Source organism: Rummeliibacillus pycnus, assembly GCF_050459865.1.
Lineage (GTDB): Bacteria > Bacillota > Bacilli > Bacillales_A > Planococcaceae > Rummeliibacillus > Rummeliibacillus pycnus_B.
The window spans coordinates 16,182-39,230 of the sequence record NZ_JBCMNM010000086.1 but is presented as its reverse complement, the minus strand read 5'-3'; the positions used below and the strand labels follow the sequence as shown (position 1 = coordinate 39,230).

Here is a 23,049-nt window from a genome sequence, read left to right as displayed (position 1 = left end):
CGGATATATTGAACCTAACGTTAAATAAAGTTTATCAAGAGATAGGCTAACACCAAAAGGCTTTAGTTTTATATATCGGGTTTAGAAGTGCTGATATGTATAGAAGTTGCCCAAATGAACTTTACTTTGTAACTTCTTTGCTAGTATGTCTTTTTTTCGGGTAGCGGATATTTGATTGCATTTTTTACTAATTTATCTTTGACTGCTTTTTCTAAATCCACGTGCATACAATCAGCCATCTGAATAAGATATATTAAGACATCTGCCATTTCATCGACAATCGCTTGTTTATCTTTCGCAATGGATTCTTCAGCGTTTGTCCATTGAAAACATTCCAGCAGTTCATTTGCTTCAAGTGAGATGGAAATGGCTAAATTTTTTACATCATGGTTGTCGGCCCAGCCACGATCATTACGGAACTTTAAAACTTCTTTCGTTATTTCTTGCATATTGTAACCCACTTTCGATAAAGAATATAATAAGTTCATTATATAGAAATTTGTCGAAATAGAAAGTTGCTACTAAATGTTTAAAAGGACGGGATTATAGATGAAAACACAATTGAAGGATATAGAGCCGAGGCTAAAAGAGATATTCGACTATTTACATGCTAATCCGGAGATTGCTTGGCAAGAATATAATACGACAACTTATATCACCAATCTTTTAAAGCAAGAAGGCTATGAGGTGCGTACCTTTTCAAATAGCACAGGATTATATGTGGAAATTGGTCACGGTAAGCCAGTTATTGGTTTACGTACAGATATGGATGCATTATTGCAAGAAGTGGATGGGGAAATGCGGGCGCACCATTCTTGTGGACATGATGGGCACATGACGATGATTATAGGTGTGCTCTTATTGATTAAAAAACTTAAAACACAATTTAAAGGTACTTTACGAGTATTATTCCAACCTGCTGAAGAAAAAGGTGAGGGTGCCCTATCTTTTGTAGAAAAAGGTCTTATAGATGATATCGACTATTTGTTTGGTGTTCATTTAAGACCGATTCAAGAGTTAGAAGATGGAACTTTTTCACCAGCGATACACCATGGTGCATCGATGATGATTGCTGCAGAAATTTATGGAGTAGAGGCTCATGCTGCTAGACCACATTTAGGGAAAAATGCGATTGAAATTGGAAGCAGCTTAGTTGAAGCGTTAAAATCAATTCATATTGATACGATGATTCCTTATTCTGTAAAGGTTACAAGATTTCATTCTGGTGGAGAATCAGGGAATATTATTCCGGGGAAAGCTTTTATTAATTTAGATGTAAGAGCACAAACGAACGAAGGTATGAAAGAACTTGTTGATGATATTCATCGGATAGTAGCAGCAATTAGTAAATTGTATGATGCAAGTATTGTATTGAAGGTTTTGACGGATATTGTAGCAGCAAAAGTGAATGAGGAAGCACAGGAAATTTTAGAACATGCAATTATTCAATCTGTTGGGCATGAAAAAATAAGACCACCTCTTTTCTCACCAGGTGGAGAGGACTTCCACTTTTATACTTTAGAACGCCCCAATGTTAAAGCCACGATGTTAGGTGTTGGTTGTAACTTAAAACCTGGGTTGCATCATCCTAAAATGACATTTAATAGACAACAATTAATTACAGGAGTAGAGATTTTAACACGAACTGTTTTATGTGCATTTGAATATGCCAAATTGAAGGAACCCAAATAACACAATGAAGATTAGGAGAGTGGTGACGTTGAAGATTGATCATGTGACCATTCGACAACTAAAAATGCGTATGAAATCGCCATTTGTAACAAGCTTTGGTTCGGTGCAGGATAAACAATTTTTAATTGTAGAAGTAAAAGATGAAAACGGATTAACAGGCTATGGAGAAGGAGTAGCTTTTGAAGTACCTTGGTATACAGAAGAAACGATGAAAACAAGCTGGCATATTTTAGAAGATTTTCTCGTGCCAATGGTACTGCATAAGGAAATAGGACATCCGTCTGAAATAAGCCAACTGTTCCGTTCGATTCGTCGAAATAATATGGCTAAGGCTGCAATTGAGACGGCAATATGGGATTTATATGCAAAACAAAATAATCTATCTTTAGCTAAAGCTTTAGGAGGAAGTCGAAATGCCATAGAAGTAGGAATCAGTATTGGTATTCAACCGACAATTTCAGACCTTTACGAGAAAATTGATTTTGCATTAAAAGAAGGCTATAAACGTATTAAGGTAAAAATAAAACCAGGATTAGATATTTCACTTATTCGTGCGATACGTAATCGATATCCTGATATTCCCTTAATGGCTGATGCTAATTCATCTTATACATTAGAGGATTATCCATTATTAAAAGAATTAGACCAATATAATTTATTGATGATAGAACAACCACTTGCAGCAGATGATATTCTAGAACATGCAAAATTACAACAGCAGATTCAAACACCCATTTGTTTGGATGAGAGTATTTGTTCATATGATGATGCTAAAACAGCTATCGAATTAGGGAGTTGCGGGGTCATTAATATAAAATATGCTCGTGTTGGGGGTTTAACCGAAGCCAAGAGAATACATGATTTGTGCAAGGAAAACAATATAAAAGTTTGGTGTGGAGGAATGCTTGAAGCTGGTGTAGGCCGAGCACATGCAATAGCATTAACAACCTTATCGAATTTTGCATTACCAGGTGATACAGCTGGCTCTAAACACTATTGGGATGAAGATATTATAGAACCCGAAGTCGAAGTAAATGATGGCTATATTCAAATTCCAAATGAACCTGGAATAGGGTATCGAATCAATTATCCTGTATTAGAACGTTATACAGTTAAGCAAAACGAATATAAGTGAATCAATTTCATAATTCAAAGATTTGATAAAAAACACGAACATTAAATGGTCCATTGTTATATGCAATATCTATTAGAGCATTGTCTATGAAGCGGAAGATGGCGACTCCTGCGGGAAAGTGAGGCAGGTGAGGCCCCGCAGTGAAGCACGGTACGGGCTTCCGAGGAGGCTCAACGCTCGCCCGCGGAAAGCGCCATCTGGAGTGGCATACTATCCGAATTATTGAGTCTTTTATTCGAAAAGCATTTATGAAATTGACTCAAGTGAATATAAAAAAGCTGATTATTCATCATGTATCAATGAATAATCAGCTTTTCTATATCTATTAAGTTAGATAAATATTTTACTCATATAAAGTTGGTCTACATAATCTGAATCGATTTTGATCGATTTATTTCTTTGTCCATCTACTGTAAAACCAAACTTTTCGTATAGAGAAATAGCATTTTTGTTTGTTTTGATAACCGATAATTCTAAACGGGTAATGTTTTTTGCGTGTGCCCATTTTTCTGCTTCATTCATTAGTGCTGTGCCAATACCTTGGTTAGCAAATTTCTTAAGTACTCCATTCATGATGGAAGCGCAATGTTTTGTTCGTGGTATTGTATTTCCTACAATCGAAATGGCACCACCAATTTCACCATTAATAATTGCAACCAAAATGATACCAGAATTTGTAGTCTTCCATTTAGTAATGAGTTTACGGAATCCTTGTACGGAAAGAGTACTATCGTCTTTTCCATGTAACATAAAATCTGATTCTGCAAATATTTGATGATATAAGTTAATTACTTCACGTGCATCGTCTAACTCAATTGGACGAATAATATATGTAGGGTGGTCGTTGGAATTTGTGTCAAACTTAGAGCTTATAAAATTTGTCGTTGGTTTTTCAAAAGTAACATTATAGCCCAATTGCACCTCTGATACATTATATCCATAATCAGTCCAAGCGACAAAATGCTTTAATGGTGGCTTTGTTTTCTTCCACCAGCTTTTGTTTAGGTAAGAGGCGTTAGGTAACGGTTGCCCCATAATAGTTTCAATTTCAGAGAAGGTCAAAGTAATCTTATCTTCTGTGCATGCTTCAAAATAAGCAGCTAGTGGTATGTATTTTTTTTCAATCTTTTTTTCCATTTGAACCCCTCTTTATTTTTGATAAATAATATATAAAAATATTAACATAGGATGAAAATGAATTGCACTGTTTTTTCATGAGATATTCACTTGACAGAAAAATCATTTCACGTCTAATTCTAAGTGTTACACAGTAACTATTCTTTTCAAATATCGCGATGATCAAATTTTACAGTCCAAGCAATAAAGTTTACTTTTCACCTATGCTTTACACTGTAAACTTCATATTGTTATCTAGACTTTTGATTATTGCGAGATACAAGGAACTATCATTCTTTTTCGTTACTAGATGTGATAAAATAAAATCGAAAATTGTAGATAAATTTTAGGAGGAATTATTATGAGTAAAGTCCTTGTTTTCGGACATAAAAACCCTGATACAGATACCATTACATCTGCATTAGTATATGCATATTTAAAACAACAAACTGGAGTAGAAGCTGAAGCTGTTCGCCTAGGTGAACCGAACAATGAAACAGCTTATGCTTTAGAAAAATTCGGCTTTGAGGCACCACGTCTTGTCGACAAAGTAGCTCCTGAAGCTGCTCAAGTAATCTTAGTTGACCACAACGAACGTCAACAATCTGCAGATGATATTACAGAAGTTCAAGTTACAGAAGTAATCGACCACCACCGCATCGCTAATTTTGAAACGGCTGATCCATTGTACTATCGTGCAGAACCAGTTGGTTGTACAGCAACAATTTTAAATAAAATGTTCAAAGAAAATGAAGTTGAAATCCCTGCAAATTATGCTGGTTTAATGCTTTCAGCTATTATTTCGGATACATTATTATTCAAATCTCCAACTTGCACAGAACAAGATGTAAAAGCTGCAAAAGAACTTGCTGAAAAAGCTAGTGTCAATGCAGAAGAATATGGACTTGCTATGTTAAAAGCAGGTGCTGATTTAAGTGATAAATCTTTAGAAGATTTACTTTCTATTGACGCAAAAGAATTTTCTATGGGCGATAATAAAGTAGTTATTGCACAAGTAAACGCTGTTGATGTAAATGATGTTCTTGATCGTCAAGCAGAACTTGAAACATTGCTAAATAAAGAAGTTGAAGAAAAAGGTTTAGATTTATTCTTCTTCGTTGTAACAGATATTCTAAATAATGACTCAGTAGCTGTACCAGTAGGTAAAGTAGCTGAAAAAGCCGCTCCAGCATTTGGTGCAACATTAGAAAATAACCGCGTTGTATTAAAAGGTGTTGTATCACGTAAAAAACAAATCGTACCAGCATTAACTGATGCATTAAAATAATTTTTGAAATACGAAAAGGCTGTCCAATTCAGATTGAGTTGGACAGCTTTTTTCATTTTTTTAAATTTAATGGTTTTACAGCTGGGCCTTCTAGTACAGATCCGTCTTTTGCAAACCGAGATCCATGACATGAACAATCCCATGTCTCATCTGCTTCATTCCATCTTGTTTTACAACCTAAGTGTGTGCATCTAGGCATTGAACTCCTTGTTACATATCCTCCAACCAAATCGATTACCGTTTGTCCACCAACTTTTAATGCTTGCAAAAGCGCATCGCCAATTTTTGTATGCTTTGGAGAATATAATTCTATACCAGAGTTAGGGCGACCTAATATCCCGTCGCTAACAATTTGCCCTGCAACTAGCGAATTGGATATACCCCATTTTCTAAAGCCTGTAGCAAGCCATATATTTGGATGACCTGAACTGATTTGTCCTACATATGGAAGTAAATCTGGCGTTTCGGGATCTTGTGCAGACCATTTGTACCGAATATCAGTAGCAGCGAAATTTCCGTATGCCTCTTTTTCAATGGCTTCGTAAAAAATATTCGTATTTGAAGACGAACCAGCGCGTTGTGATGAACCAACAAGTAGTGTGTAATAATCATCACCTATTTGAACCGTACGGACAGAACGGTTTGGTTGATCAATAGAGAGGTATTGCCCGGAATATGGTTCAGAACATTTAAAGGCAATTATATACGAGCGGTTCACTTGGAGCTTTACTAATTGCAAACCGATAATAGCCTCTAGTGGGTAATGGGAGCAAATGACTAAATCCTTACAGTAAACGGTTTGTTTGTTCTCTAATTCAACATAAGGTTTTGATAAATTAATATGTGCTACACGAGAGTTCTCATAAAACTTTGCTCCAGCCTTAGTGGCCATATCCATAATACTTTGTCCAAAAAGTACGGGATGAATTTGAGCTTGGTCTAGCATTGCTACAGAAGCCTTCATCTCATATGGTATTTCTCCTTTTTCCCCAAAAGTACCTGGTATATGCAATTGTTTATAGGCAGCCCATTCATCTTCTAGCTTTTTAATATTTTGTCCTTCTTGTGTATACAAAAAAGATGTTGCAGGTTGAATAATAGAAGAGTCTACAAGATCCAAAGCAGTAGAAATTGCCTTTTGATTAAGTTCGTAATAAAGTAAAGCAGATTCTCGTCCAAATTTTTCAATAATCGTTTGGTAAACAGGACCATGTTGTGCAGTCAATTTTCCAGTTGAATGCCCTGTTGCACCGTGTAGTAAAGAATTCCCTTCTAGTAAGACTACTTCTTTACCTGCTTTTGCTAAATGATAAGCAGTCATGATTCCACTAAGGCCACCACCGATAATACAAACATCAGTCTGTATAGATTCCTCAAGTGGCGGTTTAATATTCGTTCGTTTATTTTGCAACCAAATTGATGAAGTCATAGATAAATCTCCTACTTTTTTTTAATAGCATGTGTAATATAAAAGAAAACATACAAAGCAGAAAAATTGCAGAAAGATTAAAGTGACAGATACAATGGTTTCAAGAGGTGAATAATAATGAAAATTGAAGTATGGTCAGATTATGTTTGTCCGTTTTGCTATATTGGTAAAAGAGAATTAGAAAATGCATTAGAAAAAACAGGTTTTAAAGATCAAGTAGAGGTAGAATTTAAAAGTTATCAGCTTAATCCAGATGCACCAGCTACTTCTGAACAAAGTATTTATGAAGAGCTAGCAGAAAAATATGGTATATCACTTGAACAAGCGAAAGCACAAACGGAAGGTGTTAAAGCTCGTGCGCAAGAAGTAGGATTAGCGTATGATTTTGAACATATGAATCCAGCAAATACGTTTAAAGCACATCGCCTTGCAAAATATGCTGAATCTGTAGGTAAAGGTGCTGAAATGAGCGAACGATTAATGCGTGCATACTTTGTCGAAACGGAAGAAATCGGATTAACAAATATTTTAGTAGATTTAGCAGTAGAAGTTGGTTTAGATCGACAAGCTGTAGAAGATGTTCTAAATGATGATACATTTGCTACAGATGTAATTACTGATATCCAACAAGCATCACAATTAGGTGTTCGAGGAGTACCATTCTTTGTCATCAATAACAAATATGCTATTTCAGGAGCACAACCTGGTGAAGTGTTTGAAAATGCAGTTCGCCAAGTTGCTGAAGAAGATGGCTTACAACCTAGCTTGAAAATGATGGGGCAAGAAGGTACTGGAATTTGCTCAGATGGCAAGTGTGAGCTATAAAGTTTAGTGGAGAACATCATCATCCGTTAAATAAAGATAAAATTCAGTCGAAAGTATGAAAGCACATTCGTTGACTTAGAATGTGTTTTCTTTTAAAATTAAATTATCTCGAATTAGAGATTAATTAAATTAGACTAAAAATCCGAATGAAAAGTGAGAGATATATTTTGACAAACGTTTTAGTAGTAAAAGCAAATAACCGTCCAGCTGACCAAGCAATTTCAAGCAAAATGTACGAAACATTTATGGAAGAAATCAAAGGTTCTGACCTTAATGTTTCTGTATATGATGTGTACGAAGAAGATACTCCATACTTTGGACAAGACCTTCTTGAAGCATTTGGTAAATTACAAAGTGGTGAAGAATTATCAGATCTACAAAAACGCACACTTGCTGCGAAACAAAAAGCAATGGATGCTATTACAGCAGCTGATGTAGTTGTATTTGCATTCCCACTTTGGAACTTAACAATCCCAGCTAAATTACATACATTTATCGATTATGTATTTGCTGCAGGATTCGCATTCAAATATGATGAAAATGGTAACTTAGTAAGCTTAATGCCAGAGAAAAAAGCAATCTTTTTAAACGCTCGCGGTGGAATTTACTCAATTCCAGAAGCAGCACCAATGGAAATGGCTGTGAATTACATGCGTAACGTATTTGGTGGCATTTTCGGTATGCAAATCATCGATGAAGTAATTATCGAAGGTCACAATGCAATGTCTGATAAAGCACAAGAAATCATTGCAAATGGTCTAGAAGAAGTTAAAGCAGCAGCAAAACGCTTAAAAGAACTTACTGTTACAGCTTAATAATTAAGAAATAATTTAAATCCCGTCGCAAATTAGTGCGTCGGGATTTTTTGTCCATGTTAACTATCAGTTATCACAGTTTAATGTAAGAAGCAGATTTTATAACGTAAATTGTTGTAAGAGCGAATACAATTTAAAAAAGAGCGAATAACCCGGTCTAGAGAGCGAATACAATTAGAAAAAGAGCGAATAAATCGGCCCAGAGAGCGAATAACCTAAGCCAGAGAGCGAATTAAATCCTGTCGCAAATTAGTGTGTCGGGATTTTTTGTCCACGTTAACTATCAGTTAACACAATTTAACGGAAGAAGCGGATTTTATAACGTAAATTGTTGTAAGGGCGAATACAATTTAAAAAAGAGCGAATAAATCGGCCCAAAGAGCGAATAAATCGTTCCAAAGAGCGAATAACTCGGCCCAGAGAGCGAATAACCCAACCCAAAGAGCCAATAAAAAGCTAGATTGCAATTTAATGCAAAGAAGAAAAAAGCCCACTCCCAATAGGGAGTGGGCTAATCAGTTAGAATTATTTACGCTGGGTTAGCTTCTAATTCGATTTTGATTTTGATGTCTTCGCCAACTAGTACGCCACCAGTTTCAAGTGCTGCGTTCCATGTTAGACCGAAGTCTTTACGGTTGATTTTACCTGTTGCTTCGAAAGCTACAACTTCTACGCCCCATGGGTTTGTACCTTTACCTCCGTATTCAACATCGAAAGTAACTGGTTTAGTAACGTCTTTAACAGTGAAGTCACCTGTTAATTTGTATTCGCCAGCACCTTCAGATTTGATATCAGTTGCTACGAAAGTCATTTTAGGGAATTGTTCTACATCAAAGAAATCAGCTGATTTTAAGTGGTTATCGCGATCAGCATTGTTTGAATTGACGCTGTTTACATCGATTTCAAATTTAATAGAAGCAGTTGTTAAATCTTCTGGATTCATATCGACATCAGCTGTAAATGAATCGAAACCACCTTTTACTTTTGAAATCATCATATGTTTTACTTCGAAACCTATGTTAGAGTGTGCTGCATCAATATTAAATTTTGTCATTTTAAATTCCTCCTAAACAATGTTTGTTTTGTTGTATTTATCATAATACATTATTATCTCGAAATCAAGAGTTTTTAATTAAAGATAAAAATTTATGTGAATCAAGCATTTTTAACGGTAAAGATCATACCGTTATGATTTGGATCTTTAACAATTACTTTTCCATTAACTTCTTCAAATGAAACATGGTATTCAATTAAGTTTTGTTTCAGTTTGTTTAATTCTTCTGTTGAAGAAAGGTTTAATGAATAGTTGATTAAACCATTAGCAATACTTGGCGCTAACGGTGCACCAACACCATTCCAAACATTTGTAGCAATATGATGGTGATAGCCACCTGCTGACATGAAGAAAGCAGAATTCATAAAGTTTGTTTTTAAATCTAAACCAAGTGCTTCTAAGTAGAAGTGTGCTAAATCATCATTTAATTCAGATACGGTTAAGTGCATATGTCCTAAAATTGTACCTTGTGGAAAACCTACCCATTCACGTTCTGGATCATATAATGACATGATGCCATCAACATCAACAGGTACAGTATCCGTATCTATTCCACCGTCATCATTAATTGTCCATTCACTTCGTGGTCTGTCGCGGTAAATTTCAATACCATTTCCTTCAGGATCTGTTAAATAGAAAGCTTCTGAGTATAAGTGATCACCTGCACCACTGAATGGGGCTTTCATTTTCATTAGATTACCTACCATATAAGCAAGATCTTCACGGCTAGGTACCAAAATAGCGAAATGGTAAAGGCCAGTTGTACGTGGTGGTTTGGGTACCACGTCTTCATCAGCCGTTAATATAAGAATTGGTTCAGAGCTTCCTGCACCAAAGATGACTTCTGTTGAGGTTTCATTTAATAAATTGAAACCTAATGCTTGATAAAAACTTTTTTGAGTATCAAGTGATTGAACACGCAATTGAACATATCCTAATTGCATTTTTGGATCTAATTTAAATGTCAAATTAGTTCCTCCTTTCGAAAATTAATATTAGCAACTTACTTTTCGTAACTTACTATAAAACAGTAAATTGATTACGTCAAGTAATTAAGTTACTGAAAGTTTACTTTTTTTTAGATTGTCGGTACAATGTAGTTATCAGAGGTGAAAAATATGAAGGAAACAGAGCTATGTCCACGATTGTCAAAAGCAATGGATTTAATCGGTAAACGTTGGGTTGGACTAATATTATATGAATTATTAGAAGGACCTAAGCGTTTTAATGAAATTGAGTCAGCGCTTCCTATTAGTGGCCGTTTACTGTCAGAACGTTTGAAAGAATTAGAAAAAGAAGGACTTGTGGAACGTCAAGTTTATACAGAAGTACCAGTCCGAGTTGAATATAGCCTTACTGATATGGGGTTAAACTTAAAAGATGCAATAGATGCTATTGAAATCTGGTCTAAAAGATGGCTTTAAGTGATTTTTGCTTGTAAAAATGGCATTGTGTATTCATACTTAATAGGGGAAAAGAAAGTATGAAAGGAATGGACTTTCCATTATGAAAGAACAATGGGTCAAAGATTTATCTACATTTGTAAATCCTCAAGATGTTAAAATAGATGAACCACTAAAAAACTACACGATGACAAAACTCGGAGGCAATGCAGATGTTTTTGTCATGGCTTCTACAGAAGAAGAAGCTGCTGAAGTTGTAAAATATGCACATCTTCATAATGTGCCAATCTTTTTATTAGGAAATGGTTCGAATATGGTCATTAGAGATGGCGGTATTCGCGGGATTGTATTGAATCTTTCTAAACTAGATCAAATTAATATTGATGGCACAACAGTTTATGCACAATCAGGAGCATTAATCATTGACGTTTCAAAGGCAGCTGCAGCTAAATCACTAACTGGCCTTGAATTTTCTTGTGGTATTCCTGGATCTATCGGTGGCGCAATGGCAATGAATGCAGGAGCATATGGCGGCGAGATTAATGATGTCATTGTAAGCTGCAAAGTACTAACGCAAAGTGGCGATGTACTAGAACTTTCAAAAGAACAATTGGAACTAGGCTATCGCAAAAGTATTATTGCCCAAAATGGTTATTATGTTTTATCTTCCATTTTTGAATTGCAAAAGGGTGATCAAGCTATAATTGATGCAACTATTGCTGATTTAACTTTCAAACGCCAATCAAAACAACCTCTTGAATATCCTTCAGCAGGGAGTGTATTCAAGCGTCCACCAGGAAATTTTGCTGGTAAGCTGATTCAAGATAGTGGATTGCAAGGAAAGGGTATAGGAGACGCAGAAGTTTCTAAAAAGCACGCAGGTTTTATCATTAATAAGGGAAATGCAACTGCAACCGAATATATTAATACAATCCATATGGTACAAAAAGCTGTAAAAGAGAAATTTAATATAAATCTTGAAACAGAAGTTAAAATTGTCGGGGAAGATTTATCATCTGACAATAAATAAGAACTTAAATAGCGGATTGAATTAGCGCCTTTCGTAAGTCATATACGGAAGGCGTATTTTTACATAGGGAGTTTTTGAAGATGAAATTTATATCATGGAATGTTAACGGTATTCGTGCTTGTTTAAAAAAAGGGTTTATGGATTATTTCAATGACATGGATGCAGATTTCTTTAGTATTCAAGAAACAAAATGCCAAGCAGGACAAGTAGAACTGGATCTGCCTGGCTATTACCAGTTTTGGAATCATGCAGAGAGAAAAGGTTATTCGGGAACAGCTATTTTTACCAAACATGAACCGCTATCTGTCAAATATGGTGTTGGAGAAAATGATACGCAAGAAGAAGGACGTATTATTACATTAGAATATGCAGATTTTTATTTAGTAAACGTTTATACACCAAACTCAAAACGGGATTTAACGCGTTTAGAATACCGCGTGGTTTGGGAAGATGAGTTACGTGCATATTTAAAATTTTTAGATGGCATAAAACCGGTGATTTACTGTGGTGATTTAAACGTAGCGCATGAAGAAATCGATTTGAAAAACCCAAAATCCAATATTGGTAATTCAGGTTTTACAGCTGAAGAAAGGGGACGAATGACAAGATTATTAAATTCAGGTTTTACAGACTCTTTCCGCTATTTATATCCAGATTTAACGGATCACTACACATGGTGGTCTTATATGAACAAAGTTCGTGAACGCAATATTGGATGGCGTATCGATTATTTTATCCTTTCTAATCGTTTACAAGAAAAAATTGCAAAAGCTGAGATTCATGACAGTATTTTAGGTAGTGACCATTGCCCGATTATGCTAGAAATTCAATAAAACATAGAATAAATAAGGAACACTCGTTTAATTGAAAAGCGAGTGTTTTTATTTTGCTTTGCTTTTGGGATAAAGCGTATGTCTTCTGAATATAGAGAGATAGGAGGGATACGTATGGAGAAAAAAAGGAAGCGATTGTGGAAATGGTTTTTGAGCTCACTTGGAATTCTGGTTTTAATAGTCATTGCAGCAGCGTGGTATGTCAATTCCTATATTGATAAATCTAAACCTCAAATTGAAGGGGAAATCGTTGTAAAAGGATTAGATAATGACGTCAAAGTGACAAGAGATGAAAATGGCGTACCTCATATAGATGCAAAATCTGATGCAGATTTGTATCGTGCACAGGGCTATGTACAAGCTCAAGATCGCTTATTCCAAATGGATTTATCTAGAAGACAAGCGAGTGGTAGGTTATCAGAAGTAGTGGGGAAATCCACTCTTAAAACAGATAAATTTTTTAGAACATTCAGCCTTAGAGATGCAGCGAAAAAATCATATGATGGTTATTCAAAGGAAGCAAAACAAGTGCTTGCTTGGTATGCAGAAGGAGTGAACGATTTTATCAAACAAGCAAAAAAAGAAGGTAAATTACCTTATGAGTTTAAATTATTAGGTTATGAACCGGAGCCTTGGACAGAAATTGATTCTTTAACAATTGGAAAATATATGGCATATGATTTAGGTGGGAATTGGGATATGCTTGCCTTTAGACATTGGGCTTTAACAAACTTATCTCCTGACGAGGTTCAAGAGTTAATGATTCATTATCCTGATAATGCAAAGTCTATTATTGAGGAGAATCTTGAACATACTGTAAAGGTATCTGGACAATTTGATGCATCACTTATTCCAAATGAATTTAATGGTAGTAATAACTGGGTTGTATCTGGTGATAAAACAAAAAGTGGAAAGCCATTACTAGCTGATGATCCACATTTAGGGTTAAGTACACCTTCCATATGGTATCAAATGCATCTTACCTCTCCAACTCATAATGTAAGTGGAGTTATCTTTGCCGGTATTCCTGGAATTATATTAGGACATAATGAAGATATTGCGTGGGGTGTTACAAATGTAGGGCCGGATGTGCAAGATTTATATATAGAAATGCCAAACCCTGATAATCCAACCCAGTTTAAATATGAAAACAAATGGGAACAAGCGGAAGTAAGGAAAGAAAAGATTAAAGTAAAAGGTGAAAAAGCTGTAGATTATGAAGTACTTGTGACTAGACATGGACCGATTATTTCAAATCTAGCATTCAAAAAAGAAAAGTCAAAAGCCGTTTTTTCAATGCAGTGGACAGCTTTACAATCTACTCAAGAATTACAAGCAATTTTGAATATGGACAAAGCTACCAATTGGACTGAATTTGAAAGAGCATTAAAAGATTTTAAGGCGCCTGCACAAAATTTTGTCTTTGCATCTGCCAAAGATGGCACAATTGCTTATAAAGCAAATGGACTTATCCCGATTCGTAAAAGAGGAGAGGGACAATTCCCTGTACCAGGATATTCGGCCGATTATGGCTGGAAGGGGTACGTGGATTTTGATCGATTACCAAAAGTCGTAAATCCAGATAGTGGATATATCGCGACAGCTAATAATAAGGTAGTCGGTAGTGGATATCCCTATCATATTACGGATTTTTGGGCACAGCCATATCGATACGAGCGAATTGTCAAAATGTTAGAGGAGAAAGACGACTTCACAGTAGAAGATATGGAGAAAATGCAGTTAGATACGGAAAACTTATATGCAGAAGAATTCTTGCCTAATATGATAAACTCTGTTAAAAAGCAAGGGAAGTTAAAGGATGTTGTGAAGTTAATGGAAGATTGGGATTACCAAGATTCTATTTCTGAAGGGGCACCACTTGTGTATCACTTATGGATGATTCAAATTCAAGAGCAGCTCTTTAAAAAATCGATACCTGCAGATGTGTATCAAATGATGCCAGGTAAATATAACTTAACAGATGAAATGCTTCGCCAAGCCTATAAAGGAAAGCCGGGGGAATTTGTTGATAAGGCTGGTGGTATTGATGAGCTTGTCACAAAAGCTTTGCAAGAAACCGTGAAGAAGCTAAAAGAATCCTATGGTGAAGATATTACAAAATGGCGATGGGGAAATTATCATCAAGTTATATTCAAGCATCCACTATCCTCAGCATCTCCAATTTTAGCTTATCTACTAGATTCGAAGAAAACGCCAGTAGCAGGTTCCAAGGTAACGGTGCGGGCTGCTGCTCCTGATAAATCAGGCATTGTTAATCATGGTGCATCGTGGCGATTTGTTGCAGATTTAAGTGACTTATCGAAGGCGTATCATATCGTTGGACCGGGGCAAAGTGGGCATATAAGATCACAGTGGTATCATGATCAAGTTGCCGATTGGGTAAATGGAACATATCATGAAACCGTGATCAATGGTAAAATATCAAACGGATATGTATTAATATTGAAAGCAAAATAAATTAAAACCTGACACAATACGGTGTTTCCTCTGTTCTTGTGTTAGTTGAACAAACGGTCTTTGATGTGTAGTTGATCCACTATAGCTTCTGAAAAGAGAAGTTGAAAATAAAGAGAGGATTTCTACTACCCGTTAAAGCGGCAAAAATTGAAGGTGCGTTAAGTGTTAAAAAATATGTTAGTGGTTTTACTAGGTGGAATATTAGGCACGTTGATGCGTTATGGTGTCATTCTTAATGCAACAACCGAATGGATGCTGTGGATAGAAAATGGTTTAGGTAGTTTTGTAATGGGGATATTTAATGGTTTATTCACACGTTTTCCACAATATGCAGGTTGGAAGCTGTTTTTGACGACTGGAATGCTCGGTGGATTCACAACGTTCTCCACATTTTCAGCTAGTTGGCTTAAATTAATGCAAGAGAATGTAGTGATGGCGATTATTTATGCAATCATGATGACTGTATTATGTATTGTATTAGCTTCATTTGGTTTTTTACTAGCTGCACCTAAAAAGAAAGTAGGTGAGCAGTGATGATTTGGTTTGCACTTGCAATAGGTGGCGGATTAGGAGCTGCCGCACGTTATGGCGTTGTTTTATGGATGGAAAATAAAGAACAGCCGTATTACGTAGCAACATTTATAGTGAATAGTGTGGGCTCATTACTAATGGGGATAGCACTTCATATTGCACAAGACCAACAATTATCCACAGCTTTCTTTTCTACTGGATTTTTAGGAGCATTTACGACGTTTTCCACATTTGCATTTGATACGGTTAAGCTATTACAAGAAAAGGATTTTAGAGGGGGGTTCTTGTATCCTGTTTTAACATTGTTTGCAGGAATCATCCTTGTTACGCTAGGGTATCAAATAATATGAAAAAAGATTGGCTTAAGGCCAATCTTTTTTAATGGTCAAATTTTGCCTTTTCTACAACCCGATTTTTACGTCCTACTGTTGTTTCAGCATGTAATAGAGATTGATAAACAGATTCCTCTGTTGCTTCAATTGTAGCTTGGAAGAGATCGTTCATTAGTTTTGAGTCGTCTCTCACAAATGCTACAGCTTCACCAATCGGGGAAGTTGATTGGTGTGGAATCGTATAAGCATTTGAAAAAGCGATAATGATATCGCCACTCCCATTATGAATATGAGTACCAGTGCGTCCAAGTCCAATAGAAGCTCTTTTGGCAAGACGTCTTAACTGGCGATCGCTAAGAGGTGCATCTGTTGCAACGATAATGATAACGGAACCATCTGGTTTTTCGATAGGTGGATCTTGCTGCCAGCTTCCAAAGCGACATTCCCCTGCATTGCCGAAATTCGTAAGTGACAACACGCCTACAGTAAATTGTTCTCCATCTCGTTCAGCAATTCTTGATGATGATCCAATGCCTCCTTTTTGTTCGTAGCAAATCATTCCTTTTCCGGCCCCAACAGCTCCTTGTTCAAAAGGTGCGTTTTTCGCAGTATGTATAGCAGAAACTGCATGTTCAGGTTTTACAGCACGAAGTCTCATACTATTTAGATGACTATCATTGCACTCACCAACAACAATATTAAGTGAACTAGTTGAATCACCAATACTCGGATTTTGCTCAAGCATGTATTCTAAAGTACCCTCTAAAACTGCGGCTACACTAAAAGTATTCGTAAGCATAATAGGAGACTCCATCACACCTAATTCTTCAACTTGTACAAGTCCCACCGTTTTTCCAAAACCATTTAGCACAAAGTTTGCGGCAGGAACCTTATGTTCAAACAGATTGCCTCCGTGGGGCAAAATAGCTGTTACCCCTGTACAAATCGTATTCTCTTGGTTCAATTTCTCATATAGCGTCATATGTCCAACATGAACATTCGGAACATCTGTAATCGTATTCCACTTGCCTTTTTTCATAGAACCACCTCTTTAGCTATTTTTTCCAATATACATAATTGGTGAAGCTTTCTCAATCATTTATTATAATTAGATATACTCTACATAAATACTTATTCAAAAAACGTTGCGAATTATGAGGGGAAATATTATGTTTGCATTAGAAACGAAAATATTAGCATTCTTACTCGGGAGTTGGAAAATGTGAAACTATTAGAATGGACAATGGAAGAACAAGAGCAACTGATAGAATTTATGACAACGAACGTATGGCCATACCATGTCAATTCCCATCCTGCTAGAGATATTGTAGAAAAGGCAATTGATGAAGGTGGCTATGAATCAGATCAATCTAAAACATTTTGGCTTGTTAACGATAATGACCTACAAGTAGGAATGGTGAAAATATATGATTTGCAGGATGATATTCCATTATTTGATTTACGTATAGCCGAAAAATGGCGAGGACTAGGATTTGGTTCGACAGCTTTAAAATTAGTAAGTGAATATGTTTTTTCCTTACCAGACAATAAAATACGCTTAGAAGGTCATACTAGACAAGATAATATAGCAATGCGTAAAAGTTTTGAAAATGCTGGATTTGTCAAAGAGGCACATTTACGACAAGCTTGGTATGTTCCTAAGGAAAATGCATATTATGATGCTGTTACGTATGGAATTACACGTCAGGATTATTTTGAAGGAAAGACAACACCCGTTAGTTGGGATGATGAAGTCAAAATCGAAACTATCGATTATAAAGAAAATTGGGACTTTCCAAGTAACTTCGAGTCAGAAAGATTAATCATTCGAATGCCTTTTATGGAAGATGTAGATAGTGTTTGGGAAGCCATTGTACATTCTGCTAAAACTTTAAAGCCTTTTATGAGATGGGCACAGACTTTACCTGCAAAAGAACAAACGAAAGAAAATGTCCGTCAAGCAATTGGTGATTTTGTCACCAGAAAAGATCTAAGATTACATGTATTTCTGAAGAGTAGTGGCGAATTTGTCGGTTCTACAGGATTACATAATATCGATTGGACCATTCCAAAGTTTGAAATTGGTTATTGGTTAGACGCACGCCATGAAGGAAAAGGTTATATGACAGAAGCAGTTCAAAGAATTTCTCAATTTGCTTTTGAAGAATTAGGAGCTAAACGTCTGGAAATTCGTTGTGATAGTGATAACATTAGAAGTCGGGCAGTAGCAAGTCGGGTACAATTTGAATTAGAAGGTATATTAAAACAAGATAGTAGATCAGCTGATGGCAAAACATTACGTGATACGTGTATTTACGCAAAGATACAATAACACACCATTAATTAGTAAAATAAGGAAATTATTTTTGCTTACGTAATGAGTCCAGTGGGTAAATTTATGAATAATATATAACTGTTTTTTGCTTACTGTTACGTTTTGTAGTTTATTGTAGTAAACTAGAGAGATAGGAATTCGAAAGAGAGGGAATTGAGATGCCGACACCGAGTATGGAAGATCACATCGAACAAATTTATTTACTAATTGACCAGAAAGGTTATGCACGTGTATCGGACATCGCAGAAGCATTGTCAGTTCTTCCTTCCTCTGTTACCAAAATGGTTCAGAAACTTGATAAAGATGGTTATTTAGTATACGAACGCTATAGAGGCTTAACTTTAACGCCAAAAGGCTTAAAGTTAGGAAAACGATTAGTAGAAAGACATAGCTTATTGGAGCAGTTTTTAAAACTTATTGGTGTGGATGAAGAACGAATTTACAATGATGTAGAAGGAATCGAGCATCATTTGAGCTGGAATTCCATTGAATGCATTGCTGATCTCATACAAGTTTTAGAAGAGAATCCCGATATTATTCACAAATTGGAAGAGTTAAAAACTCATACAGGTGAATAATATATGTCATATGAAAGGAGCAGAAATATGGCAGAATTACAATCAGGTGACGTAGTAAATTTAGTAGTAAAAGAACAACAAGAATCCAAATATATTTTGACAAATGATGAAATAGATATTCCATTAAATGCTTCTGAAGTAACAGAACCGTTAAAGGTTAATGAAAAAGTAGAAGTGTTTTTGTATGCAGATCGTAGAGGGAATTTAGCTGCTACTACTGCTATTCCACATATTCGTAAAAACGAGTATGGATGGGCACGTGTACTACATGTAAAAGATCGAGAAGGTGCTTATGTGGATATTGGTACTTCAAGAGAAGTACTAGTTCCTGCTGAGGACTTACCAAAATTAAAACCACTTTGGCCAGAGCCAGGGCAACACCTTTATATCACATTACGTACAGACCGTGAAGGTGGTCTTTTTGGTCGACTTATTACAGAAGAAAAAGTATTGGAAATGTATGAAGATGCAGAACCAGAACTATTTAATCAGAACATTTTGGCTCGTCCTTATCGTGTATTACCAGTTGGGACATTCCTGCTAGGTGTAGATAAACCATATCGTATTTTCGTCCATGAATCTGAACGCGAAGCAGAACCTCGTCTAGGCTCAGATGTTAATGTACGAGTGATTGAAGTAAAAGAAGATGGTACTATTAATGCTTCGATGCTTCCACGTAAATTCGAACGATTATCAGATGATGCTGAGCAAATCTTTAAGTATCTTCAAGAAGTTGGCGGTAAAATGCCATTTGGTGATAAGTCTTCACCTGAGGAAATTAAAGAAATGTTCCGTATGAGTAAAGGTGCATTTAAGCGTGCATTAGGTACTTTGATGAAAGCGGATCGCATCGAACAAGAAGACGGTTGGACTCTAATTAAATAAGTGAACTAAAGAGCAAAAGGAGAAAGTTTTAGACACTTTCAGAAACTTTTTGCTCTTTTTGACGTATTATTATTGAGGATGTTATATGTATATTTCAAATTAATTGCAAATAATCAGCATAAACTGTACACGAATAAGTAATGAAGGGTTTAAGGAGGAAATTAATAAATGAAAAAACAAATCTTTGCTGTGGTAGCAGCTATGTGCTTAACAACAGCTGTAGTTGCACCAACAACAAGTTATGCAAGTACTAATTCATCACAATCGTCAGGTGAAGTCGTTAATGAAAAATTAGGTGTTCCAATCGTAGTCTACGGTGGAAGTCTATCTGAAAGTGAAAAAGCAAGCGTAAAAAATAGTTTAGGAGTTACAAGTAATTCTGATATTCAAGAAATCACCATTACAGGTGCAGACATTGCCAAATATATTGAAAATGGGAATTCAAGCGCACGTCTTTACTCATCAGCTAAAATAACACCAAAAGATGCTGGTTCTGGTTTAGTCATTAATATCGTGACACCTGAAAATATTACGGAAGTAACAGCTGATATGTACTCTAATGCAATGCTAACAGCAGGGATTGAAGATGCAACTGTTGAAGTTGCAGCTCCGAAAAAAGTAACAGGGCATTCAGCATTAGCAGGAATATACAAAGCATACGAAGTAACAACTGGTAAAACCCTAGATAAAAATCGTACAGATGTAGCAAACCAAGAATTATCAGTTGCTACCGATATTGCTCAAAATTCTGGAGTCGATAACGAAAAAGTTAGTCAGCTATTAACAGATATTAAAAAGCAAATTGCAGAGCAAAACCCAGCTACAAAAGCAGACGTTGAAAAAATCGTCGATGAACAACTACAAAAATTAGAAATCAATTTAAGTGAAAAAGACCGCCAACTATTAATTGATCTTATGGATAAAATTAGTAAGCTTGATATTGATTTTAGTAAATGGTCAACACAATTAGACGATTTAAGTGGTAATATCAAAGATCAATTAAACAAAATCAATGAAGATATTAAAAGTGATTCAGGTTTTTGGGCAAGTGTGAAAGACTTCTTCCAAAAAATAATTGATGGTATTAGTAGCATTTTTAGTTAATACTATATTCAAAACATGAAAGTCCTTTTATAGCTTATGCTATAAAAGGACTTTTTCATTAAAGCAGTAATATTGCAATCCAAAATAACGCATGATAATATAATTATTATATATATCTCGAATTCAAGATAATTTGAGGAGGAAATATAATGTCTTTACAATTAGATGGATTGCACCATGTTTCGGCTATATCAGCACGTATTGTAAAGAAAAGTGTCAATCAAGATGATACTTCTTCTTATCATTTGTTTTATGTAGATGCAGTAGGTACATCGGGTTCTGATATGACTTATTTTGATATTCCAATGGCTGGAAGTACACACGAAGGAGTATCTAGTATTATTAACACAGCTTTTCGCATAAAATCAGAGGAAGCACTTCATTATGAATTAGCTTTACCACCATTTTTGGAACCAAAACGTAAAATAATTGAGGCAAAATTGCGTCCACTATCATTACAAGAATAAAATGTGCTACACTATTTTAAAATATGGGGGTGTTAGTAAATGGAATTTCAATTAAGCGATAGAGATCATGAAGAATATGCTTTCGAGTATAAACAAGATGGTCAAGTATTGGCAGAAATCATTTGGACTCAGCTAGGTAACGTTATGGTAATAGACCACACTTATGTTGATGGGTCATTACGTGGTCAAGGCATTGCAAAACAATTACTAGATCGGGCTGCAGAATATGCTCGAGAAAATGAATATAAAATTGGCGCCGTATGTTCATACGTTGTCAAAGCTTTTGAAACATCACACGATTATGATGACGTAAAAGCTTAAGAGGTTATATAGAGAATAATCTAAAAAGACGCTAGGGCTATCTAAATAAGTCTTAGAATAGTGGGGAAATTTATTTTGCATACAGAAAAAGAGGCTGTCCGAAAGAAAGTTATCATTCAGGACAGCCTCTGTCTTTTTGACTAAAATGAAAAACTTGAAACTTTTCAAGAGGAGTCACGTATAGTAATCTATAACAAAAAAATAGAGGTGATTTAGTGAAAAGAACAGTTGAAATAGTTTTTGGAATTATTGGTTCATTTTTCAATATCCTTGCAATTGGATTTATGGGACTTATGATGATTGGCATGACCGAATTAAAAAATAGTGCGCAAACTCAAGATGATTTGATTGCCGAATTTGAAAATCAATTTTCAACAGATCCACAATTACAGGATATCGATATGCAAAGTTTTACTAATAGCATGAATTCAATTATACATGGCTTTGGACCTTTTGGATGGTTTACTTTAATATGCTTTATCATTAGCTTGGTGCTAGGAATCATTGCAATGGTGCAAGTTTATAGAGCGAAAGATAAAAAGGCAAATTTTGCAGGTGCTATGTTTATCGTAGCTGCTGTCTTTGCAGGTATTATATCACCAACATCTATTGTCTATTACATTGCTGCAATTATTTGCTTTGTTCGTAAACCAATAGAAGAGATTTCTGACACAACATATATTGAGCAAGCAGAATAATAATACAAAAGGAGATCCCACTAAAGCCGGCTATCATGAGCTTTTAGGGAACTCTTTTTTTCTGAAATAAAGCGTAGATGCATGACCCGATGCTCATACCGAAAAGCTTGAGCTGAAAGCACACTGGAACGTAGTAAGGATACTAAAAAATGTTTAAATACAAATATTAATAGTCTGGTTTTAAATACAAACATTTCAACACATTAATTTTTCCATATTCAGATTTGGCTGTTCCGCTACAGACAGGCGCTTTCCGCGGGCAAGCAGGAGTCGCCTGTCTTTCGCTCAATTAGGAACTATTCATTCGTATATGGCATTAATCTTGGAATATCTAGACTTTCCAAGGGTTTGGCTTCAATCTCCTCGTTGAAGTCTGGCACGCTTGCCTAGTAGCTTCGACTTAGAGCTACGTTGAAGGCACTTAAAAAGTAAAAATAGATGAAAATTTATAATAAAAATCTTGTATAGCTATCTTTGTTGATGTGGAATTAGCGAAGACTCCTGCGGGAAAGCGAGACAGGTGAGACCCCGCAGTGAAGCGAGGAGGCTCGTCAGTTCGCCCGCGGAAAGCGAAGCTAATTCCACATCATGCAGAAACCAGGTTAATAAAATGGATTTACGATATTGATTCTATTACATAAACATGAGTATTAAATTTTTCAATATCATCAAGGTTATGAGGTGGCTCATCGATGTTTTA

General features: G+C 35.7%; 23 protein-coding genes and 1 pseudogene. 18 read left to right on the top strand and 6 right to left on the bottom strand.

Annotation, left to right across the window (positions count from 1 at the left end):
• Positions 1–140: 140 nt before the first annotated feature.
• Positions 141–449 (bottom strand): nucleotide pyrophosphohydrolase, encoded by a 309-nt coding sequence (locus ABE048_RS16975; protein ID WP_430312454.1) that lies wholly within the window; start codon positions 447–449, stop codon positions 141–143.
• Positions 450–549: 100 nt separating this feature from the next.
• Between ABE048_RS16975 and ABE048_RS16970 the strand changes: the two genes are divergently transcribed.
• Both ABE048_RS16970 and menC read left to right on the top strand, forming a co-directional pair.
• On the top strand, positions 550–1,692 hold the full coding sequence (locus ABE048_RS16970) for a M20 peptidase aminoacylase family protein (protein ID WP_430312453.1): 1,143 nt from the start codon (positions 550–552) through the stop codon (positions 1,690–1,692).
• Between the two features lie 28 nt (positions 1,693–1,720).
• A complete protein-coding gene (menC, locus tag ABE048_RS16965; RefSeq protein WP_430312452.1) occupies positions 1,721–2,827 on the top strand; it encodes an o-succinylbenzoate synthase in 1,107 nt (368 codons plus the stop codon).
• 330 nt (positions 2,828–3,157) lie between these two features.
• Here menC and ABE048_RS16960 read toward each other — a convergent pair whose 3' ends face one another.
• Positions 3,158–3,964: an N-acetyltransferase family protein gene (locus ABE048_RS16960; protein WP_430312451.1), complete on the bottom strand. Its 807-nt coding sequence runs from the start codon at positions 3,962–3,964 to the stop codon at positions 3,158–3,160.
• A 340-nt stretch (positions 3,965–4,304) separates the two neighbouring features.
• On the opposite strand from ABE048_RS16960, the gene ABE048_RS16955 reads away from it, so the two are divergent.
• On the top strand, positions 4,305–5,231 hold the full coding sequence (locus tag ABE048_RS16955) for a manganese-dependent inorganic pyrophosphatase (protein WP_430312450.1): 927 nt from the start codon (positions 4,305–4,307) through the stop codon (positions 5,229–5,231).
• Between the two features lie 52 nt (positions 5,232–5,283).
• Here the strand turns inward: ABE048_RS16955 and ABE048_RS16950 are convergent, their stop codons facing one another.
• A complete protein-coding gene (locus ABE048_RS16950) occupies positions 5,284–6,660 on the bottom strand; it encodes an FAD-dependent oxidoreductase (protein WP_430312449.1) in 1,377 nt (458 codons plus the stop codon).
• Between the two features lie 117 nt (positions 6,661–6,777).
• On the opposite strand from ABE048_RS16950, the gene ABE048_RS16945 reads away from it, so the two are divergent.
• Positions 6,778–7,485 (top strand): DsbA family oxidoreductase, encoded by a 708-nt coding sequence (locus tag ABE048_RS16945; protein WP_430312448.1) that lies wholly within the window; start codon positions 6,778–6,780, stop codon positions 7,483–7,485.
• Between the two features lie 146 nt (positions 7,486–7,631).
• Positions 7,632–8,300 carry an FMN-dependent NADH-azoreductase gene (locus ABE048_RS16940; RefSeq protein WP_430312447.1) on the top strand — a complete coding sequence of 223 codons (669 nt, stop codon included), beginning with the start codon at positions 7,632–7,634 and terminating at the stop codon, positions 8,298–8,300.
• 529 nt (positions 8,301–8,829) lie between these two features.
• Here the strand turns inward: ABE048_RS16940 and ABE048_RS16935 are convergent.
• Together ABE048_RS16935 and ABE048_RS16930 are read right to left on the bottom strand one after the other, a co-directional pair.
• Positions 8,830–9,354 carry a YceI family protein gene (locus tag ABE048_RS16935; RefSeq protein ID WP_430312446.1) on the bottom strand — a complete coding sequence of 175 codons (525 nt, stop codon included), beginning with the start codon at positions 9,352–9,354 and terminating at the stop codon, positions 8,830–8,832.
• 101 nt (positions 9,355–9,455) lie between these two features.
• Entirely contained in the window at positions 9,456–10,322 is an 867-nt protein-coding gene (locus ABE048_RS16930) for a VOC family protein (protein ID WP_430312445.1), read from the bottom strand.
• A gap of 150 nt (positions 10,323–10,472) precedes the next feature.
• On the opposite strand from ABE048_RS16930, the gene ABE048_RS16925 reads away from it, so the two are divergent.
• The 6 genes from ABE048_RS16925 (at position 10,473) to crcB (ending at position 15,979) form a co-directional block, all read left to right on the top strand.
• Positions 10,473–10,778, top strand: coding sequence for a winged helix-turn-helix transcriptional regulator (locus tag ABE048_RS16925; protein WP_430312444.1), 306 nt, complete (start codon positions 10,473–10,475; stop codon positions 10,776–10,778).
• A 79-nt stretch (positions 10,779–10,857) separates the two neighbouring features.
• A complete protein-coding gene (gene murB, locus ABE048_RS16920; RefSeq protein ID WP_430312466.1) occupies positions 10,858–11,787 on the top strand; it encodes a UDP-N-acetylmuramate dehydrogenase in 930 nt (309 codons plus the stop codon).
• Positions 11,788–11,867: 80 nt separating this feature from the next.
• Positions 11,868–12,620 (top strand): exodeoxyribonuclease III, encoded by a 753-nt coding sequence (locus tag ABE048_RS16915; RefSeq protein WP_430312443.1) that lies wholly within the window; start codon positions 11,868–11,870, stop codon positions 12,618–12,620.
• A gap of 114 nt (positions 12,621–12,734) precedes the next feature.
• Positions 12,735–15,098, top strand: a complete 2,364-nt coding sequence (locus ABE048_RS16910) for a penicillin acylase family protein (protein WP_430312442.1) — start codon at positions 12,735–12,737, stop codon at positions 15,096–15,098.
• 162 nt (positions 15,099–15,260) lie between these two features.
• The gene (locus ABE048_RS16905) at positions 15,261–15,632 is read left to right on the top strand and encodes a fluoride efflux transporter FluC (RefSeq protein ID WP_430312441.1); all 372 of its coding nucleotides are present in this window, start codon (positions 15,261–15,263) and stop codon (positions 15,630–15,632) included.
• A complete protein-coding gene (gene crcB / locus ABE048_RS16900) occupies positions 15,632–15,979 on the top strand; it encodes a fluoride efflux transporter CrcB (RefSeq protein WP_430312440.1) in 348 nt (115 codons plus the stop codon). The genes ABE048_RS16905 and crcB overlap by 1 nt, the downstream gene beginning before the upstream one ends.
• Before the next feature lie 28 nt (positions 15,980–16,007).
• On the opposite strand, the gene ABE048_RS16895 is transcribed toward crcB, so the two are convergent.
• Entirely contained in the window at positions 16,008–17,000 is a 993-nt protein-coding gene (locus ABE048_RS16895; protein WP_430312439.1) for a P1 family peptidase, read from the bottom strand.
• A gap of 183 nt (positions 17,001–17,183) precedes the next feature.
• On the opposite strand from ABE048_RS16895, the gene ABE048_RS16890 reads away from it, so the two are divergent.
• From ABE048_RS16890 to ABE048_RS16860, 7 genes and pseudogenes are all read left to right on the top strand, one after another.
• A complete protein-coding gene (locus ABE048_RS16890) occupies positions 17,184–18,293 on the top strand; it encodes a GNAT family N-acetyltransferase (RefSeq protein ID WP_430312437.1) in 1,110 nt (369 codons plus the stop codon).
• Between the two features lie 161 nt (positions 18,294–18,454).
• Positions 18,455–18,874 carry a transcriptional regulator MntR gene (gene mntR, locus ABE048_RS16885; RefSeq protein ID WP_430312436.1) on the top strand — a complete coding sequence of 140 codons (420 nt, stop codon included), beginning with the start codon at positions 18,455–18,457 and terminating at the stop codon, positions 18,872–18,874.
• A gap of 27 nt (positions 18,875–18,901) precedes the next feature.
• Positions 18,902–19,759: a CvfB family protein gene (locus tag ABE048_RS16880; protein ID WP_430312435.1), complete on the top strand. Its 858-nt coding sequence runs from the start codon at positions 18,902–18,904 to the stop codon at positions 19,757–19,759.
• A 168-nt stretch (positions 19,760–19,927) separates the two neighbouring features.
• Positions 19,928–20,863, top strand: a complete 936-nt coding sequence (locus ABE048_RS16875) for a DUF1002 domain-containing protein (protein WP_430312434.1) — start codon at positions 19,928–19,930, stop codon at positions 20,861–20,863.
• A 149-nt stretch (positions 20,864–21,012) separates the two neighbouring features.
• Positions 21,013–21,249, top strand: a pseudogene (locus ABE048_RS16870) (ring-cleaving dioxygenase); the annotation flags it as partial.
• A gap of 120 nt (positions 21,250–21,369) precedes the next feature.
• Positions 21,370–21,651 (top strand): GNAT family N-acetyltransferase, encoded by a 282-nt coding sequence (locus ABE048_RS16865; protein WP_430312433.1) that lies wholly within the window; start codon positions 21,370–21,372, stop codon positions 21,649–21,651.
• A 215-nt stretch (positions 21,652–21,866) separates the two neighbouring features.
• Entirely contained in the window at positions 21,867–22,349 is a 483-nt protein-coding gene (locus tag ABE048_RS16860; RefSeq protein ID WP_430312432.1) for a DUF4064 domain-containing protein, read from the top strand.
• Positions 22,350–23,049: the final 700 nt, after the last annotated feature.